The organism is Achromobacter sp. UMC71, assembly GCF_014170305.1.
Classification (GTDB): Bacteria; Pseudomonadota; Gammaproteobacteria; order Burkholderiales; family Burkholderiaceae_B; genus Achromobacter.
The window spans coordinates 14,376-33,024 of record NZ_LZZT01000041.1; the positions used below are offsets into that span (position 1 = coordinate 14,376).

Here is an 18,649-nt window from a genome sequence, read left to right on the forward strand (position 1 = left end):
TATGGCTGGATGCCGTGATTTTGCTCAACCGGGCGCCGATACGCTAGCGTCCTTTTGCCGCACCGTCATCGCCATGTCCCACACCGCCCCCCCTTTGCACGGCCACGCTGCGCTGCCGCCGCGTTGGCTCGTCATCGCCCTGCTGGCCCTGCCGCAGATCGCCGAAACCATCATGGCCCCCGCACTGCCGGACCTGGCGCGTCACTGGCGCCTGGATGCGGCCGCCACGCAACCGGTCATGGGCATTTTCTTCGTCGGCTTTGCCGGTGGCGTGTTGCTATGGGGACTGCTGGCCGACGCCTGGGGCCGCCGCCCCGCGCTGCTGGCCGCGCTGGCCACGGGACTGGCCGGCACGCTCTGCGCCAGCCTCGCGCCCGACTATGCGTGGCTGCTGGCGGGGCGCTTCATCCAGGCGCTCGGCCTGGCCGCCTGCTCGGTCGTCGTGCAGACCATGCTGCGGGACTGCCTGGGCGGCGGACCGCTGACGCGCTATTTCGTGACCTTGGGCGCGGTGCTGGCCTGGTCGCCCGCCGCCGGGCCGTTGACGGGGCAATGGGTGGCGGACCGCTACGGCTATGCCGGCGTGCTGGCAGTGATCGCCCTGATGATCGCCGGCCTGTTGTTTTTCACCGCGCGCCACGGCCGGGAAACCCGTCCCGCGCACACGCCCGCCGTGTCCCTGCCCGCCTTGGGACGACGGATGCTGGCCGACGCAGGCTTGCGCCGCACCGTGCTGTGCGTGGCGGGCCTGAACCTGCTGGTGTTTTCCTTCTATGCCGCCGGCCCCTTCATGACGGGCCCCTTGCCCGGACTGGGTTTTGGCTGGATCGGGCTGGGCGTGGCCTTGGCCGGCAGCCTGGGCGCCGCGCTAAACCGCTATTTGCCCGCCACACTGGACGCCGATGGCCGCCTGCGCCACGGCCTGCGCTGCACCGCCGCGGGCGTGGTCGCGCAAGCCGCCGCCGTGTTCTGGCACCCGGCGCCCGGATGGCTGTGGGCCGCCCTGGCGCTGCCGGTGTTCGTGGGCTACGGCTTGGCAATTCCCAATCTGCTGGGGCCCGCGCTGCGCAATTACGGCCATTGCCTGGGACGGGCCGGTGCATTGTTCGGCCTGGCGTATTACAGTCTGCTGGGCCTGGGGCTGGCCGCTACGGCGTGGCTGCCGTTCGATTCGCCGCGACCGCTCTCGGCCGCCTGGATGGCCGTGGCGCTGCTGTTGCTGCGGGGGCACGCAAGGCGCGCGGCGATGGCGCCACGAATATGACAAGTGCAATGATCACGCAACACGGTTCCGTCATCATTGGATACTCCTCTGATCAATCCCCCTGCCGCCCATGTCCCGCACGCCTTCCCTCGCCGCTCCTCTGCCCTTTGCCGCCCGCTGGCGCCCCGCGCTGCGCGTGCTGGCGCTCGCCTCGCTGCCGTTGCTGCTGGCAGCCTGCAACGGTAGCGATGACGACACCCCCCCGGTCGCGCAGAATCCCGCGCCGCCCGTCGACACCCGCAACCCGGCCTACCTGGCCACCAAGCCGGGCGACGTGATCAAGGTGCGCATCGAGGAACTGCGCCCCACCCAGGCCGCCATCGGCTACGACCAGATCTACTACAAGCTCGGCCGCTGGCAGGGCGACTTCAACCGGCCCACCTGGGCCGCCAATGCCGTCAACCAACTGGACTACGTGAACCGCACGGTCGGCAAGAAGTTCAGCGACTACTGCGAGGACATGGGCGGCACCACGGCCCAGGCGTTCACCACGGTCGCCCAGGCCCAGGCAGCCCGCCTGGACAAGCCCGACACCTTCAACTGCACCGCCGCCCCCGGCAGCGACCCGACCAATCTGAAGACGGTAGTAATCGGCTGGGACGGCAACCTGTACCTGACGGACGGACACCACACGTTCTCGTCGCTGCGCGAGATCTCCGATGGCGGGCCCAAACTGCCGGTGTGGGTCAAGGTGGACGCCAACTACAGCGCCATCGGCACGGCCTCGGCGTTCTGGCAACGCATGGTCGACGAACGCAAGGCCTGGTTGCGCGATGGCCAGAACCAGCCGATCACGGTGGACCAACTGCCCTCGCGCCTGGGCATCGCCAACGCGCAGGAAGCCGGCGGCATGCAGGAAGACCGCTACCGCTCGCTGGTGTACTTCACCCGCGACATCGCCTACAGCAACGGCAATCTGCCGGAATTCGCCGAATTCCTGTGGGGTGACTGGCTGCGCCGCCAGGTCGCGGGCGGCCAACTGGCCGGCCTGGACACGTACGCGATGGTGGCGCCATCCACCCCCGCGCAGATCTTGACGGTCAGCACGCTGAGCGCCGCGTTGGCGTCCACCGGTGCCAACGACGGCTACGCCGCCGCCGTGCGCAATGCCGCGCTGAAGATGACCGCGCTGGCCGACACCGACATCGTGTTCCAGGACCGCACCGCCGCCAGCCTGGGCCGTATCGTGCTGGTGCCGGGCGCAGCCAGCGGCACACCGACCAAGACGGCCCGCGATACGCTGGAAGAACTGCCCCGCAACGACGTCAAGACCAATGGCGACCCGCGCACCGCCGGCAAGCTCTGGTATTCCGTGAACTACCGTGCCTGCGGCAAGCCTGCCGCCGGCACCTGCTGGGGCTGGTAAGCGCAGCGCCGGTGGCCGCGCCACGCGGCACCGACTCACGCCGCGCCGTCCAACCGCGCGGCGTGGTCACGTTCAGTGGCCGCCTTGCGTGACAAACGACCTTCAGACCTCGCCCTGCATCGCCGGGCGGCTCTTGACCTTGCCCAGCCAGGCCTGCACCTTCGGATGCGCGGCCACCGGCGCCCCCAGCAAGACGCTGTAGCCGACGACCGACCCCACCACCAGGTCGGCCAGCGAGTAGCTATCGCCCAGCATCCAGGGCTGGCGCGTCAGATGCGCGTCCAGCAGCCCCAGCAGCGCGTCCAAATCGGCGGTGGCGCGCGTTGCCTGGCGGGCGTCTCGTACGGATTCATCGCCGTGGGTCGCGAGGAACAGGCGCGACAGCACCGCGCCATACGTCACGTAGGCCCACGCGCACCACGACATGGCGGCCAGCCGTTCGGGCGTACCCGCGGCCGGCCACAGCCCTTGCTTGACGCCCCAGTTTTCGCCCAGCCACAGGTGGATGGCCAGCGCCTCGAACAGCGGCGCGCCATCGATCGTCAGCGTCGGCACCTTGCCATTCGGATTGAGGGCCAGGAATTCGGGGCGGCGCTGCTCGCCAGCCCGGATGTCCACCTTGACGCGCTCGTGCGGAACCTGCAGTTCGGCCAGGGCGCAGGCGATGGGGGAGGCGCTGGACTGGGGGTACCAATAAAAAACGATAGACATGGAAAGGCTCCGGATTTCAGGGGGAAGTGCCGCGGCCCCATGGCCGCTGACGACGGACGAACTGTAGAATCCATTGCGGACAGTTTCCGCCCTCGATACGGGCTATCGTCAATCTCATGCTTAGTTCCAGCAACCGCCTCCTGCGCCTGCTTTCCTTGCTGCAGACCCGCCGCCACTGGGCCGGCGCCGAACTGGCGCAGACGCTGGCCGTGCACCCGCGCACGCTGCGGCGCGACATCGACCGATTGCGCGAACTAGGCTATCCCATCCAGGCCAGCAGCGGCGTCGCGGGCGGCTACGCCTTTCGCGCGGGCAACGCCCTGCCGCCCCTGCTGCTGGACGACGACGAGGCGCTGACGGTGGCCATCACCCTGCGCACTGCGGCAACGGGCTCGGTCGGCGGCGTGGAAGAAGCGGCGCTGCGCGCGCTGGTCAAGCTGGAACAGGTGATGCCCGCGCGTCTGCGCCACAAGCTGGACGCGCTGCGCTCGGCCATCGTGCCGCTGCCCCGCGGCGGTCCGGTGATCGACGCGGGCCTGTTGGCCGCGTTGGCCGCTGCCTGCCGCGACCAGCTACGCGTCAATTTCGATTACGCCGACAGCCGAGGCCAGGCCAGCACGCGCCAGGTGGAGCCGCAAGGGCTGGCGCACACGGGACACCGCTGGTATCTGGTGGCGTGGGATCCGGCGCGCGATGACTGGCGCACGTTCCGGCTGGACCGCATCACCGGGGCCGTGGCGCTGGGCGCGCACTTCGCGCCGCGTCCGCCGCCTGAAGGCGGCGATCTGCGCGCCTATGTGGCGCGCGCGGTGGGCCAGGCGCCCAATGCCGAAGAGGCCCGTATCGTGCTGCACGCGCCGCATGCGGTGATGGCCGCGCGCATTCCGGTGTCGGCCGGCCAGGTCGAGGCGCTGGACGACGGCCGCTGCCTGCTGCGCTGCACCGGGCAGTCGCTGGAAGCGTTGACGTATTGGCTGATGGCGCTGGAAGTGGAATTCGATGTGCTGGCGCCGGCCTCCCTGGCGCAGCGTTTTCGCAGCGCGGGCGAACGGGTCGCCCGCATGCTGCAACGGCTCGAGGCCGGCGAGTCGGCCCCTAGCTGACGTGCTTGGCCTGCTCGGCCTTGGCCAGCTGCTGCATCACCAGCGACACTTTCTCGGCGACCTTCAGCTTGTCGGCCGCCGACATCGCGTCGTATTCCTTCTTGGAAATGCCCAGCGAAGCCAGCGCGGCGTAGAACATCTTGTCCTGCAGCGACATGGACGCGTAGTCCATGAACTCCTGCTCGGCCTCGGACGATGCCGCCTGCGCCGCGCCTTTGACGCCGCCGCCCAGGGCCGATGCGCCACGCGCCCGGGCATCGACGAAGGCGGCGCGGAAAGCACCGTTCTGCGCGGCAGGGGCGGCGCCCGTCTTGCGGGCGTCTGCGGTGTCGGCGGCGGTCGAGGAATTCACGGCGAGCATGGTCGGCCTTTGCGGATAATGTGTCGATCGTCCGTACGTTAACGCCGGCCGGCCCGGCCCGAATCGCCGGACTGCCGCCCGATCCCGGGCTTTATCCGGCGATTGCCCCCGGTGCGCATTCGCCGCCGTTCGAGTATCTTGTGACTCCCTCGCATCCACCGGAGCGCTCTTCCATGAGTCTCGACCCGACCCCCGACACCCCCGCCGCCGTTCCCGCCAATCCGCACGCCGACGTGTTCCTGCAGTTCCTGGTGAATCTGGTCAACAACGGCGGCCAGCTCCAGAGCATTGGCGTCACGCTGCAGATGGGCGGCATGCTGGTGTCCGGCTCGATCGTCTCCGGCGCGGAATACTTCGACCGCTTCGCCGAGAGCTTCGCGGACTCGTTGTCGGACATGGACGCGACGGCCCGCCTGTCGGTGCGCCATTCGCTGGCCGAACTGGGCGACGTGTTCCGGTTGCCGCAACCCGCCGAACCCCTGCCCAACTACATCCATCTGGCCGACGCGCTGTTCTTCACCGCCGACGGCACGCCCATCGCCGGGCAGCCCACGCTGTGGCGCGGCCGCAGCAGCGCGGTCGACGGCTTCATCCTGGGCCAGTTGCAGGCCGAACAGATCGGTTGAACCGATGGGCCAGGCGCCGGGCCGCCCCCCATCCGGTCGCGGCCGGTCATGCGCCCGTCCAGCGCTTGGTACAGGCGCTGAAGCTGCGCCATGTGTGGCCATCCGCCTCTAGCCAGGTGTCCAGGCACTGTGCGCTGAGCGGCGCGGACAGGGCCTGACCACGAAACAGAAGTTCGCGATGCAAACGCATCCAGGCGAAATCCTGGATGTCGTCGATGCCGTCGGCCACCACGCGCAAGTTGGCGGCCGCCGCGCATTCGATCAAGGCGAAAAAGCGGCTCTGCAAGGTCCGGGCGCTGGCCAGGCCGCGCGGAATCTGCAGGGTCACCCCCACCGCACGCAATACGCCGTGGGCGGCGGGCTCGCCGCCCCGGAAGGCGGGTAGCCGCCGCACCCGCAGCGTCACCTGAAAATCCGGATAGCGCTGCAAGACGTGCGCGCGCGCCAGCAAGCGCTCGGACATGGGCACGCAGTACGTCAGCCGCGCGCCGGCTTGGGGCGGGCCAAGATCCAGATCCCGGCATAGCCGTTCGGCCAAGTCAGCATCTTCGGGCGCATGCAGGGAATGGGTAAACGACAGGTCCAAGGGTGTCCCGAACGTGCCTGCGAATTTCTCGGCAAAGACCATTGCCGCCCGCAAGCGCGCGCGTTGCCGCGACAGGTGCAAGGCCTCGCCCGGCCAAGGCATGAGGCTGTCGGCCACCGCGTATTCATGGACCTGCCCCTGGGCCGTGAAGACCGGCTGAAAGCGCAGGAACAAGGCCTCTTCGCGCGGCGGCCAGTGGCGCGCATCGTCACGCATGGCAACGCCTGGCCGCGGCGGCCGGCCGGGGACGACGCAGGGGGATCAACATTCTTCAGCCTCGCTTGGCGCCTTGCGCGCCGGCAGTCCGGCCGCGGCGCGGCGGCCAGAGACAATGCCCCGGGCCCGTCGGCAGGCTCCAGGTGCGAAGACGATGTTGCCAAAGCGGCCAAGATGATTGAACAAGAAAATTCTCAATCAAGGCCGGGAGACTGCGCCGGAGCGAGCCGATTGCAGCGCGGCTTGATCTGGCGCAGGCAAGCTGCGGCGGCAGGTGCCCACCGTCCTGCGATAATGATGTCCCCATTTTTGAGATTCTTCTTGCTCTCCCGGGCCGGCGTCGCGCCTACGATCGTGGCGGATGGCACAATCCGCGCAACATTCTGGCTCAAGCGTCAATCCTGGTGCAGAATAATCCGTATGCCTCCCCGGCCAACCTGACTGCACCCCGCATGCAAAGACTACGCATCGTCCTCGCCGATGACCATCCGCTGGTGCTGATGGGCATGAACGACCTGCTGAGCAAGGACCTGAGTTTCGATGTGGTGGCCATGCTGTCCAGCCCGACCGCGCTGGTCGAACACTTGGCCCGCGACCTGCCGCAAGTCGTCATCACCGATTATTCAATGCCCGGCGACGAGGCCTATGGCGACGGCATCCGCCTGGTCAAGTATTTGATCCGCCACTATCCCGGCACGCGCATCGTGGTGCTGACCATGGTGTCCAACCCCATGATCATCTCGGCGCTGTACGACGCAGGCGTGGACGCCGTGGTGCAGAAGCACGACGACCTGGGCGAAATCGTGACCGCGCTGCATACGCTGCAGGCCGGCCGCAAATACTATCCGCCCGGATTCCAGCGCGACGGCACCGTGGCGGCGCGCAGCAAGTTCCTGGGCGAGCGCATCAACAGCTTGTCACCCAAGGAATTCGAGGTGCTGCGGCATTTCGTCCGCGGCGAATCGATGATGCAGGTCGCCGACAGCCTGAAGCGCAGCGTCAAGACCGTCAGCGGCCAGAAGATTTCGGCCATGCGCAAGCTGAACGTGCAGACCGACCAGGACCTGGTGACCTTCTGCGCCGAAAGCGGCATGTTCCAATAGCCGCCGCAACACCACAGAGAAGATGGGCATGACGCAGCAATCCATGGGCACCGTGACGGGCTTGACGCTGGACCGCAAGGTGATGCAGGCATTGATCGAGCAGGCGCAGGAGCGCCCGCTGGTCTTCGAGGACTGCGATTTCGAGCAGGCGGATTTTTCCCGGCTGGACCTGCGCGGCGCGCGTTTTACCGCCTGCGCCATCGCCGAGGCCTCGTTCCAGGGCGCCACCCTGGCCGACACCGAATGGCTGCGCTGCCGCGGCGGACACGCCGTGTTCGCCTCGGCCGACGCCAGCGACGCGGTGTTCGCCAATTGCGACCTGAACAATTCCAACTGGCGCCGGGCGCGCTTGGCCAGCGCCCGCTTTCGCGGTTGCAAGCTGACGGGGTCCGACTTCGACGGCATCGCGGCGCTGGGCTGGACGCTTGAGGAATGCCTGTTGATCGGCGCGCTGGTGCGAGGCATCTCGTTTCGCAAGACCGAACTGCAGCAACTGGATTTCTCCGACGCCGACCTGACGGGCTGCGATTTCCGCGACACGGTGTTCCATGGCGGCAGCCTGCGCAACGCCACGCTGAAGAACGCGCGTTTCGAGGGCGCGGACTTGCGCGAGGCCGATCTGGGCGGCATCGACCTGTCCGCGGCCGCCCGGCTGGCGGGCGCGGCCATTTCCAAAGCGCAGGCGGCCACCTTGCTGGCCGAGCTTCGCATCACCGTAATCTGAAGCGGCCGCCGGCCATGCGGCGATAGCCAAGCCGCGGTCTCCCCCGTACACTTGCCCGAGCAGTCGTCGATCGCCGTGTATGCCCAGGGAGATTCCCCATGCTCGAGACAGACAGCATCCAAGCCCGCAAGTCCAACGGACAGAAAGCCCGGGAGCACACCAAGCGGTCTTCCCACGCGGCCGTCGGCAACGTGGACCGCGATCCGGTCAAGCTATTGCGCAGCAACAGCGCCGGACGCGTCAAGGCGCTGATCCCGCTGCGCTACGGCCGCATGGGGGCATCGCCCTTCACCTTCTTTCGCGGCGCGGCCATCCTGCAGGCCCACGACCTGGCCGGCACGCCCCACACCGGCATTTCCATCCCCCTCTGCGGCGACGCGCACCTGCTCAATTTCGGCGGCTTCGCCACCCCTGAGCGGCAACTGCTGTTCGACCTGAACGACTTCGACGAAACCGCCACCGGCCCCTGGGAATGGGACGTCAAGCGGCTGACGGCGAGCCTGGCGGTGGCGGCCCAGCACATGGGCTACGGCCGCGGCGACACCGCCGGCATCGTCATGGCCGCAGCAGCGGAATACCAGCGCCGCATGATCGAATATGCGCAGAACAGCACGCTGGACGTCTGGTACGAAGGCCTGACCTTCGAACGCATGCTGCAGGACGCGGAAACCACCGAGGGCCGCCGGCTGATCAACCGCGCCATGGAAAAGGCCGCCGGCCGCAACAACGAAAGCATGCTGCGCAAGATGGCCTACCAGGACGACGGGCGCTGGCGCATCCGCGACGCGCCGCCGGCGATGTTCCATCCCAACGGACCCGCGTCGCTGCTGGGCCCCGACGAGCACTGGCCCGACACCGCCGCGTGGAAAAAAAAGATGGCCAAGTGCTATGCCGGCTACCTGGACAGCCTGACCCCCGACCGGCGCGCGCTGCTGAACCATTTCACCGTGCAGGACGTGGTGTTCAAGGTGGTCGGCGTGGGCAGCGTCGGCACGGTATGCCTGGTGATGCTGATGGTGGATAGCTGGGGCAACCCGCTGTTCCTGCAGGCCAAGGAGGCGCGCCAGTCCGTCATCGCCCGCTATGCGCGCGACAAGGCGCCGGCGCACGAAGGGCTGCGCGTGGTGGCGGGCCAACGGCTGCTGCAGGCGGCCAGCGACATCTTCCTGGGCTGGGCCAGCGGCCCGCGCGGCCGCCACTATTACTTCCGCCAGTTGCGCGACATGAAGGTGTCGGCCGATATCGAAAGCTTCAACCAGAAGATCCTGACCGGCTACGCCCGCATGTGCGCGCGCGCGCTGGCCCGGGCGCACGCCAAGGCCAGCGGCCATTCGGTGGAGCTGGCGGCCTACATGGGCCGCTCGGCCCAGTTCACCGAGGCGCTGGTCGCCTACGCCCAGGCCTACGCGCGGCAGAACGAAAAAGACTATCGCCTGTTCCTGGACGCCTGTCGCGCCGGCAAACTGCCGATGCGCACCGACGAGGACATGGCGGCGGACTTCCGCCTCTGACGGCGCCCGCCGGCTACGCCCCGGCCACGCCCATGGCCGGATCGCTGACCGTGTGCGCGCCGGTTTCCACGCGGCCCGCGAAGCGGCGATAGAATGCCGGGTCGCTGGAACACGTGACGGCGAAGTCATACCACTGCCCGCTGGCGGCCAGTGACCAGCTCATCGATGCCTTGGCCCCGCCCGCCACCGTGAACGGCCAGGGGCCGTCCTGCCGGTAGGCCACAGGCTGGAGGGTGAAGACGCAGGCCTTGCCGCCCGTATTGAGCAGCTCGGTATAGACATCGCCATTGGCGATGTCGTAGCAAACCCGGATTTCGGGCAGCGAGCCGCTGTCGGCGATGCGGTTGGTGTCGCCCTTGAAGTGGCGGTGAAAGCCGTTGGGGCCCAGCACCCACAGGTCGTACATGCCCAGGTTGTCGGCCAGCGCATTCCAGGTGTCCGACAGCGTCTTGTTCGCCTCCACAACGTAGCGACGCGGCAGGCGGTCCAGGTGGTAGCGGTCATACACGTGGAACACGGCCGCCTGCGCACCGGTGTTGGCGAACATCAGTTCCACCGTGCCGGCCGCCAGACAGCGCGCGCTGGTGTGCAGTTCATAGGGCAGCGCGCGTGACGGCCGCGTGCCGCTGGCCTGGATCGGCAGCTGCATGTCGGTGGGCAGCGGCATCTGCGGCAAGGCTTCCTGCGCGGTGCGCAGCTGATCGGCGGCGCTGCGGGTGGCGCGCCCGGACAGGGTCGGCAGCGACTCGGTGTTGGGCGTCTTGAAGTTGAACGCGCTGGTCAGGTCGCCGCAGACGGCGCGGCGGTACGGGCTGATGTTGGGCTCGGCCACACCGAAGCGCGCCTCCAGGAAGCGCAGCACCGAGGTGTGGTCGAACACCTGCGAATTGACCCAGCCGCCGCGGCTCCAGGGCGAGATCACGTACATCGGCACGCGCGGGCCCGGGCCATAGACCCGGCCGTCCGGCGCGGGCTGGCTGGTGCTGCCGGCGGGCGCGGCGTGGGTGAAGTATTCGAACGCCATGTCGGCATCCGGCAGCGTGCTCTTGCCGGCGTAGGCGCCGCCGCCAGCCGGCGACGGCGCGGACGGCGACGGCACGTGGTCGAAGTAGCCGTCGTTCTCGTCGAAGTTGATCAGCAGCACCGTCTTGCTCCAGACCTCGGGCACGGCGGTCAGCGCGTCCAGCACCTCTTGCAGGAACCAGGCACCCTGCACCGGGCTGGACGGATCGGGGTGTTCACAGTAGATCGACGGCGCGTTCATCCAGCAGACCTGCGGCAGCTTGCCGTCGCGGATGTCGCGCTTGAAGGCGTCCAGGTACTGCTCGGGCGCGGTGCCCGGCAAGGTGTTGGCGATGCCCTTGTAGAGCGGATTGGCGGCATTGTCGGAGGCCGGGTCATAAGCCTTGTACGGCAGCGCCTGGCCGGTGTTGGCGTACGGCGCGCCCGGCGAGCCGCCGCTGGACACCGGAAAGCCCGAGGCGATGTTGGCCTGGCGGAACTGGCGGAACGCGCCCAGCATGTTGTCGCCCCATTCGTCGGGCATGTTCTGGTAAGAGATCCAGCTGACGCCCGCGGCTTCCAGGCGCTCGGCGTACGTCTTCCAGGTGTAGCCCTTGTTCACGCCCGCCGGCAGGCCGTCGATCCAGTCCCATTCGTTGTTGACGAAGGCGGCGTTGGTGGGCATGGCGCCGTTGGTGCCGGTCAGGTGGAACGAGCGATTGGCGTCGGTGCCGGTGTGCATCGCGCAGTGGTAGGCGTCGCACAGTGTGAAGGCGTTGGCCAGCGCGAACTGGAACGGGATCTCGCGCTCCTTGAAGTAGCCCATCGAGATGTCGGTCTTGTAGGTGGGCCAGCGTGCCATGCGGCCGTGGTCCCAGGCGTTCTGACTGTCGTTCCAGCTGTGCGGCGTGCCGTTGGCGCGTTGTGCGTTATTGGTGCTGCCGTCCAGGTGGAACGGGGTCAGCACGGCGCCGTTGTTGCGCTGCTGCTGCCAGACCTTGCGGCCATTGGCCAGCGGAATGGTCATGCGGTCGCCAAACCCGCGCACGCCCTTGAGCGTGCCGAAGTAGTGGTCGAACGAGCGATTCTCCTGCATCAGGATGATCACGTGCTCGACGTCCTTGATGGTGCCGGTGGCGTTGTTGGCGGGGATGGCGAGGGCGCGGCGGATGCTGGGCGGAAAGGCGGTCAGGGCGGCGGCGGCAAAGCCCGCGCCTGTGGCGGTCTGCAGAAAATTGCGGCGAGAGGTCATCGGGTCTACTCGGAATCGTTGAGGTCGGCGCAACCGCCGCTTACGGTGCGCAGCGCAGCTGGGGCGCGGGCTTGGGCTGTTCGGTCGCCGGCGGCTGCGCGGCGTCATCGGAATCGTCACCGCCGCAGGCGGTGAGCGCCGCGGCCGCGATCAGGACCGCGGCAAGGCTTCTTGCAAGACTCTTGGAGGGCATGGGGAGGTTCTTCAGAAAGGGAAAGACCGACCTTGCCGGGACGTGCCGGCAAGACCCCAGCGAGTCTAGGAACGCGACGTGACAGCGCCATGAAAGGTGGCGCGTGCAAGCCGGCCGCGGCGGGTCCGCGCGGCCTCAGTGTGTGTCCAGATGCGTCAGCGCGCGCGTCGGCTGAAGCGCTGTTCGACCACCACGCCACCCCATTGCGAGCCCTCGGCTTCGTCGGTCAGGACGAAGCCTTCGGACTCGTACAGGTGCCGCGCAGCATCCAGTCCCTTGAAGGTCCACAGATACGTTTCGTCAACATCGAGCGTGTCGGCAAAGCGCAGCGCGCGCGTCAAGAGCGCGCGGCCCACGCCCATGCCGCGCAGCGATTCGTCGACGATGAACCAGCGCAGGTGCGCGGTGCGCGCGGCCAGGTCGCTGTCGATGGCAATGGAGGCCAGCGTGCGACTGCCGTCCGTGTAGCGCCACAGGTTCTTGCCCGGCGCGGGCAAGGCTTCGGCGAACGCGGCCAGCCCCGTGGCCACCAGGCGCTCGAACACCACGCCAAAGCCGGCGGCCTGCGCGTAGTAGCGCGCATGCAGGCTGGCGACGTCGCCGATGCAGCCTGGCGCATAGCCTTCGAAGATCTGCGCGTCGATGGCGTCGGTGACCTGGGCCGCGCTGGTGTTGGGGTTTTCGCGGGCCAGCGCGTCGGCGTACAACGACAGGTAGCGGACCAGCACTTCCTGATCGTGCGGCGCCAGTTGGCGCAACGCCTTGGACACCTGGTCGGTGGCGAACTGGTCGATGCGCTTGCGCAGCTCAACCCCGGCTGGCGTCAACGACAGGCGCGAGGCGCGCGCGTCGCCGCTGTCGGTTTCGCGGGCGACCAGGCCGGCGGCCTCCAGCTTGGCGACCTGGCGGCTGGTGTTGGACTTGTCCAGCCGCAGGATCAGCGCCAAGTCGCGCGCCTGGATGCCGGGCTGCAAGCCGATTTCGATGATGGCGTGGACCGCCGACGGCGCCAGCTCGCTGCCAGCCAGGGAAGCGCGCATGAAACCCAGTTCGCGCACCAGCTTGCGGGAGAATTCCCGCAGGTCGCGGATGGTCTGGTCACGGGACCGAACGGGAAAGTCGATAACATCCATGGTGGCGCGTCCTGAAGTTGCGGGTCGCAACCAATATACTTGCGCTACGCAACCAAAACAAGCCCCGGCCCATGAAAATTCAATTGCTTTCCGATCTGCACCTGGAGAACAACCCCACGTTCGTTGCATCCCCCATTCCGGGCGCCGACCTGCTGGTGCTGGCGGGCGACATCGGCTCGTACCAGCAGCGCTCCAAGCTGACCACGGACGACTTCGGCCTGGGCACCTATTCCCCGCGCAACGGCTGGCCGACACCGGTCATCTACGTGCCGGGCAACCACGAATACGACAACCTGGATTTCGACCAGACCCACGAGCGCCTGCAGGCGCTGTGCCATGCGCTGGAGATCCAGTGGCTGGAACGCGAGACGCGGGTCATCGACGGCGTGCGGCTGGTGGGCACCACGCTGTGGACGGATTTCGACGCCCTGGCCGCGCCCGGGGACACGCTGACGCAGGCGCTGAACAAACGCGGCAAGGCCTTTCGCGCGGCCGACTTCTACCTGGAAAAGGCGCAGATGCGGCGCGGCGGCGCGCCCTTCATGGCGGAACAGATGCGCGAGCAGGGCCTAGCCTGTCAGGCGTGGCTGGAGGACGCGCTACGCGCGCCCTTTGACGGCCCCACCCTGGCCATCACCCACTTCGCGCCCACGCTGGCCAGCGCCGATCCGCGCTACGGCGTCACGCCCGGCACCGCGGGCTTCTGCAACGCGCTCGATGCGTTGCTGCCGCTGGCCGACGTCTGGATGCACGGGCACCTGCACTGCGCGCTGGATTACGTGAAAGACGGCTGCCGCGTGATCGCCAATCCGCTGGGCTACGCCAAGAAGGGCGAACAGGAAGGCTTCCTACCCGACGCGCTGTGGCAAGTGCCGGCGCGATAACGCCGCGAATCGCGGGCCTGGCGGCCGGCACGGCCACGCGCCCTCAAGCCGCCCCCTCCAATTCGGCCAGCACCTGCCGCGCGACGTCGTCCAGCGGGCGCCGCTGGTCCATGGCGGCGCGCTGCAGGCGGTCGTGCGCGGCCTGCTCGCTCAGCCCGTAGCGGCTGACCAGCAGCCATTTCGCGCGCTCCACGCGCTTGCGTTCTTCCAGCGCGCCGCGCGCCAGCGCCAGGGCATCGTCAGATTGCCGCAGGCGCAGCGCCTGCTCGCGCATCAGGTCCAGAATCGAACGCTCCATTTCCTCGCCCACGCCATCCTGCGGCGGCGCATCCAGGATGCGGCCCTGCAGCTTGAACAGCATGGCCGGCGCATCGTCGCGGGCCTGGTCGGCGAAGCGGTTCAGCAGCAGGCGGTGGTTGTCCAGTTCGGCGCGCGTCTCGACGATGCGGCGGTGGCATTGCAGCGTCAGCGCTTCGGCCAGCAGGCTCTCGACGGCGCGCATGGCGTCGATGCGCTCGGTACAGACGCCGAACCACACCTCGGCCAGGCCGGCGTCGACGCGCTCGTCCGGCGACGTGCGCAGCGCCATGTCGCGCAAGCGCTGCACCTGGCCGGCGCCCGGTGCCAGCTGCTCCCAGGCCGCCAGCGCGTCGGGCGCGGCGCATTGGGCGAACCCGTCGAAGCAGCGCTTCTGCTGATCCGCCAGTTCCAGCAAGCGGGCCTTTTGCGGCTCGGTGAAATAGCCGGCGGTGTACCCCATGACGCCATGGGCCCGCTCCTGCCCGCACAGTTCCTTGCCTTGCATGAAGTTCAGCAGCGCCACCAGCAACTGCGTCACGCCCGCGTCCAGCGACGAATCGGCCGCCTCGAACACCAGCGCGAACAGGCTGGCGATCAGGCGGGTGAAAGCTGCGCCCGCTTCGTCGGCCAGCACCCGGCGGTCGCGGATGCGGCCGCGCAGGCGCGGCAGCTCGTCCAGCCGGTACAGCGCGATGGCCACGCAGTTCAGCAGCCGCGCCTTGCCGGCGCTGCGCGTGACGTCGGGCTCCAGCCGGTCCAGGAAACGGCGCACCTCTTCTTCCACCGCCGAGGCGTCCGAACTGAGCCCGGCCAACGTCTGCCGCAGCGCATCCTGGCCGCCGCACAGATACAGGTTGGAGCAGCCGCGCTCTTTCTGCAGCACATGCGCCAGTTTGCTGACGCGCGTGGCCAGCTCGCAGGTGCTGGCCAGCGTTTCCAGCCCGTGCAGCTCGCTGCGGCGCGCGGCCAGCAGGAAGCGCAGCGTGGGCGGCATGGCGTACTGGCTCATGGCGGCCTCAGGCGGCGGGCGGCGCGACTTCCACCGCGTCGCCGTTGAAGCGCGCCGGCCAGGCGCGCAGGGATTGATCGGGATATTCCACGCAGGCGCCGTCGCGCAAGCGGAAGTGCTGCTTGTACAGCGGCGAGGCCACCACCAGCTCGCCGCCCAAGTGGCCAACGATGCCGCGGCCGATCACGTTGGCCCCGGATTTCGGATCGCGGTTGTCGATGGCGTACAGCGTCTGGCCCTCCACCTGGGGCAGATAGAACAGCGCCACCTGGCAGCCGTCGACCAGCGCCACCACGCCGGAATTGGCGACCAGGTCGCGGCGCGCGCAGGCCGGGCGCCAGGGCGCGGCGGTTGTCTCGGGCGGGGCGGGCGGCGCGAACGCGCGCACAGCGGTTTGCAGGGACATCAGACAATCTCCTCGGTGATCGGAATGACGCGGGCGGCACCATGGCCCGTCGCCGGCGCGGGCCGCGGCTGCCCTCGCTCCTGCACGAAGCGGATATCGGGATCGCCCCCCGCGCTATTGACGAAGGTGCGGAAGCGCTTGAGCTTTTCCGGATCGGACAGCGCGTTGGCCCACTCGCATTCGTAGCGGTCCACCACGGCCTGCATCTGCGCTTCCAGCTCCGCGCCCAGGCCCAGGCTGTCGTCAATGACCACGGCCTTCAGGTAAGCCAGCCCGCCTTCCAGCGATTCGCGCCAGACCGAGGTGCGTTGCAGCTTGTCGGCCGTGCGGATGTAGAACATCAGCAGCCGGTCGATGTAGCGGATCAGGGTGGCGTCGTCCAGGTCCTGCGCGAACAGTTCCGCATGGCGCGGCCGCATGCCGCCGTTGCCGCACACGTACAGGTTCCAGCCGTTTTCCGTGGCGATGACGCCGATGTCCTTGCTCTGCGCCTCGGCGCATTCGCGGGTGCAGCCGGACACCGCGAACTTGAGCTTGTGCGGCGCGCGCAGGCCCTTGTAGCGGTCTTCGATGCGCAGCGCCATAGCCACGCTGTCCTGCACGCCGTAGCGGCACCAGGTGCTGCCCACGCACGATTTCACGGTGCGGGTGGACTTGCCGTAGGCGTGGCCGGTCTCGAAACCGGCAGCGATCAGCTCGGCCCAGATGTCGGGCAGCTCGTGCAGCTGGGCGCCGAACAGGTCGATGCGCTGGCCGCCCGTGATCTTGGTGTAGAGCTGGTACTTCTTGGCCACGGCGCCGATCGCGATCAGGCCGTCGGGCGTGACCTCGCCGCCGGGAATGCGCGGCACCACCGAATAGGTGCCGTTCTTCTGCATATTGGCCATGAAGGTGTCGTTGGTGTCCTGCAGCGGCACCAGGTGCGGGTCCTGGATGGGCCGGTTCCAGCACGATGCCAGGATCGACGCGACGGTCGGCTTGCAGATATCGCAGCCGACATGGCCGCGGCCATGGCGGGCCAGCAGTTCCTCGAACGATTCGATGCCCTGCACCCGCACGATGGCGTAGAGCTCCTGCCGCGTGTAGGCGAAGTGTTCGCACAGGCTCTTGTCCACCGCCACGCCGCGCCGCGCCAGCTCGTGTTCCACCACCTGCTTGAGCAGCGCCGCGCAGCCGCCGCAGCCGGTGGCCGCCTTGGTGCAGGCCTTCACACCGCCCACATCCGCGCAACCGGCGTCCAGCGCGTCGCAGATGGCGCCCTTGCTGACGTTGTGACACGAACAGACGGTGGCTGCCGCGGGCAGCGCGTCCACGCCCAGCGCCGGCGCGCCCTGCCCCGCCGGCAGGATCAGGCTGGCCGGGTCCGCCGGCGGCGCGATGCCGTTCTGCGCGTATTGCAGCAGCGTGTCGTAATAGCTGTTGTCGCCCACCAGCACCGCGCCCAGCACGCGCTTGCCGTCTTCCGACACCACCAGCCGGCGGTACGAGGCGCCCGCCTCGTCGATATAGCGGTAGCTGCGCGCGCCGGGCGTGACGCCGTGCGCATCGCCGATCGACCCCACGTCCACGCCCAGCAGCTTGAGCTTGGTGGACATGTCGGCGCCGCCGAACGGCGCGGCGTCCTGCCCGCACAGGTCCGCGGCGGCGGTGCGCGCCATCTGATAGCCGGGCGCCACCAAACCGAAGATGGCGCCGTTGAAGGCGGCGCATTCGCCGATGGCGTAGATGTGCGGATCGCTGCTGCGGCAATGACCGTCCACCGCGATGCCGCCGCGCTCGGCCACGGCCAGGCCCGCCTGGCGCGCCAGCGCGTCCTGCGGCCGGATACCGGCGGAAAACACGATCAGGTCCGTTTCCAGCGGCGCGCCTTCGGCAAAGCGCATGCGGTAGCGGTACTGCGTACCTTCCTTGATTTCCTGCGTGGCGCGCGACAGATGCACACCCACGCCCAGCGCCTCGATGCGGGCCTTGAGCGCTGCGCCGCCAGTCTCGTCCAGCTGTACGGGCATCAGGCGCGGCGCAAATTCCACCACATGCGCCTCCAGCCCCAGCGACTTCAAGGCATTGGCCGCTTCCAGCCCCAACAGGCCACCGCCCACCACCACGCCGCGGCGCGCGCCGTCGGCGGCCTGGCGGATCTGGTCCAGGTCGTCCAGCGTGCGGTAGACCAGCCGGGACGCCCCTTCGGCGCCCGCGATCGGCGGCACGAAAGGATAGGACCCCGTGGCCAGCACCAGCTTGTCGTAGCCATGGCTGCCGTCCGCCGTCACCACCTGGCGCTGCTGGCGGTCGATGCGCAGCACCGGCACGCCCAGGCGCAGGGTCAAGCCCGGCTGCTCGTAGAAGGCGGCCTCGCCCATCGCCATCGATTCCGCGTCGCGTCCGCCCATGTATTCGGACAGGTGCACGCGGTCGTAGGCGCGGCGGGTTTCTTCGCCAAGCACCAGGATGCGGTAGCGCGCCAGCGCGCCGCGCTCGACCAGCTGCTCGACGCAGTGATGGCCGACCATGCCGTTGCCGATGACGATCAGGGTCTGCATGGGTAGGGTAGAAGTCGCTGTGCTCATGGAGTTTCCGGCTGCCGTTCGGTTTTGAAAAAGACAAACGGCGCCCGGGACTGGTGGGTCCGGGCGCCGTTGCCTGTGCTGCATGCGTTGTCTGGCCGGACTCGGGCCCGGTACAGGTGTCAAAGCAATAAGCGTGCCATCGGCATCGCGCCCGCGGCCGCTGCGCCGCCCCCTCGCCCGCGCACCCAAACGGGTCCTGCGCGCACCATCGCAGTGCAGCCGCGCACCGGCCTGCGCAGGCCAGCCCCGCCCAGCAGGTCACTGTGCGGGCAGCCCGCCGCTGGCATGGAACTTGCGTCGGACAGGTCATCGACCCGGCCGTGCCGGGCACC

17 protein-coding genes are annotated in these 18,649 nt (G+C 68.6%); 8 read left to right on the forward strand and 9 right to left on the reverse strand.

Translation table 11 applies throughout. The annotated features are described in order from the left end of the window. Window positions 1-73: 73 nt before the first annotated feature. Both A9974_RS20070 and A9974_RS20075 read left to right on the forward strand, forming a co-directional pair. A complete protein-coding gene (locus A9974_RS20070; RefSeq protein WP_183005934.1) occupies window positions 74-1,264 on the forward strand; it encodes an MFS transporter in 1,191 nt (396 codons plus the stop codon). A 70-nt stretch (window positions 1,265-1,334) separates the two neighbouring features. Further along, window positions 1,335-2,630: a ParB/Srx family N-terminal domain-containing protein gene (locus A9974_RS20075; RefSeq protein WP_183005935.1), complete on the forward strand. Its 1,296-nt coding sequence runs from the start codon at window positions 1,335-1,337 to the stop codon at window positions 2,628-2,630. Between the two features lie 102 nt (window positions 2,631-2,732). Here A9974_RS20075 and A9974_RS20080 read toward each other — a convergent pair whose 3' ends face one another. After that, window positions 2,733-3,341 (reverse strand): glutathione S-transferase family protein, encoded by a 609-nt coding sequence (locus tag A9974_RS20080; RefSeq protein WP_183005936.1) that lies wholly within the window; start codon window positions 3,339-3,341, stop codon window positions 2,733-2,735. Between the two features lie 116 nt (window positions 3,342-3,457). Here A9974_RS20080 and A9974_RS20085 point away from each other — a divergent pair, with 116 nt between their 5' ends. Then, window positions 3,458-4,444, forward strand: a complete 987-nt coding sequence (locus tag A9974_RS20085; RefSeq protein ID WP_183005937.1) for a YafY family protein — start codon at window positions 3,458-3,460, stop codon at window positions 4,442-4,444. Here the strand turns inward: A9974_RS20085 and A9974_RS20090 are convergent. Beyond that, a complete protein-coding gene (locus A9974_RS20090; RefSeq protein WP_183005938.1) occupies window positions 4,437-4,805 on the reverse strand; it encodes a hypothetical protein in 369 nt (122 codons plus the stop codon). The genes A9974_RS20085 and A9974_RS20090 overlap by 8 nt on opposite strands. Before the next feature lie 173 nt (window positions 4,806-4,978). Here A9974_RS20090 and gvpU point away from each other — a divergent pair, with 173 nt between their 5' ends. Then, entirely contained in the window at window positions 4,979-5,431 is a 453-nt protein-coding gene (gene gvpU / locus A9974_RS20095; RefSeq protein WP_183005939.1) for a gas vesicle accessory protein GvpU, read from the forward strand. 46 nt (window positions 5,432-5,477) lie between these two features. Here gvpU and A9974_RS20100 read toward each other — a convergent pair whose 3' ends face one another. Next, window positions 5,478-6,233 carry a hypothetical protein gene (locus A9974_RS20100; RefSeq protein ID WP_183005940.1) on the reverse strand — a complete coding sequence of 252 codons (756 nt, stop codon included), beginning with the start codon at window positions 6,231-6,233 and terminating at the stop codon, window positions 5,478-5,480. A gap of 452 nt (window positions 6,234-6,685) precedes the next feature. On the opposite strand from A9974_RS20100, the gene A9974_RS20105 reads away from it, so the two are divergent. From A9974_RS20105 to A9974_RS20115, 3 genes are all read left to right on the forward strand, one after another. Beyond that, window positions 6,686-7,336, forward strand: coding sequence for a response regulator (locus tag A9974_RS20105; RefSeq protein WP_183005941.1), 651 nt, complete (start codon window positions 6,686-6,688; stop codon window positions 7,334-7,336). A gap of 28 nt (window positions 7,337-7,364) precedes the next feature. Then, a complete protein-coding gene (locus A9974_RS20110; RefSeq protein WP_183005942.1) occupies window positions 7,365-8,060 on the forward strand; it encodes a pentapeptide repeat-containing protein in 696 nt (231 codons plus the stop codon). A gap of 98 nt (window positions 8,061-8,158) precedes the next feature. Continuing rightward, window positions 8,159-9,571 (forward strand): DUF2252 domain-containing protein, encoded by a 1,413-nt coding sequence (locus tag A9974_RS20115; RefSeq protein ID WP_183005943.1) that lies wholly within the window; start codon window positions 8,159-8,161, stop codon window positions 9,569-9,571. Window positions 9,572-9,584: 13 nt separating this feature from the next. On the opposite strand, the gene A9974_RS20120 is transcribed toward A9974_RS20115, so the two are convergent. The 3 genes from A9974_RS20120 to A9974_RS20130 form a co-directional block, all read right to left on the reverse strand. Then, window positions 9,585-11,825, reverse strand: a complete 2,241-nt coding sequence (locus A9974_RS20120) for a phosphocholine-specific phospholipase C (RefSeq protein WP_183005944.1) — start codon at window positions 11,823-11,825, stop codon at window positions 9,585-9,587. A 40-nt stretch (window positions 11,826-11,865) separates the two neighbouring features. Continuing rightward, window positions 11,866-12,018, reverse strand: coding sequence for a hypothetical protein (locus tag A9974_RS20125; RefSeq protein ID WP_183005945.1), 153 nt, complete (start codon window positions 12,016-12,018; stop codon window positions 11,866-11,868). A 155-nt stretch (window positions 12,019-12,173) separates the two neighbouring features. After that, complete coding sequence (locus tag A9974_RS20130) at window positions 12,174-13,151, reverse strand: helix-turn-helix domain-containing GNAT family N-acetyltransferase (RefSeq protein ID WP_183005946.1); 978 nt, start codon at window positions 13,149-13,151, stop codon at window positions 12,174-12,176. Window positions 13,152-13,222: 71 nt separating this feature from the next. On the opposite strand from A9974_RS20130, the gene A9974_RS20135 reads away from it, so the two are divergent. Then, the gene (locus A9974_RS20135; RefSeq protein ID WP_183005947.1) at window positions 13,223-14,035 is read left to right on the forward strand and encodes a metallophosphoesterase; all 813 of its coding nucleotides are present in this window, start codon (window positions 13,223-13,225) and stop codon (window positions 14,033-14,035) included. A gap of 43 nt (window positions 14,036-14,078) precedes the next feature. On the opposite strand, the gene A9974_RS20140 is transcribed toward A9974_RS20135, so the two are convergent. Genes A9974_RS20140 through nirB form a run of 3 tightly spaced genes read right to left on the reverse strand, consistent with a single transcriptional unit; the run spans window position 14,079 to window position 18,317 of the window. Beyond that, a complete protein-coding gene (locus A9974_RS20140; protein WP_183005948.1) occupies window positions 14,079-15,344 on the reverse strand; it encodes a nitrate regulatory protein in 1,266 nt (421 codons plus the stop codon). A gap of 7 nt (window positions 15,345-15,351) precedes the next feature. Next, window positions 15,352-15,750 (reverse strand): nitrite reductase small subunit NirD, encoded by a 399-nt coding sequence (gene nirD / locus A9974_RS20145; protein ID WP_183005949.1) that lies wholly within the window; start codon window positions 15,748-15,750, stop codon window positions 15,352-15,354. Next, on the reverse strand, window positions 15,750-18,317 hold the full coding sequence (gene nirB / locus A9974_RS20150) for a nitrite reductase large subunit NirB (RefSeq protein WP_183005950.1): 2,568 nt from the start codon (window positions 18,315-18,317) through the stop codon (window positions 15,750-15,752). Before nirB ends, nirD begins: the two co-directional genes overlap by 1 nt. Window positions 18,318-18,649: the final 332 nt, after the last annotated feature.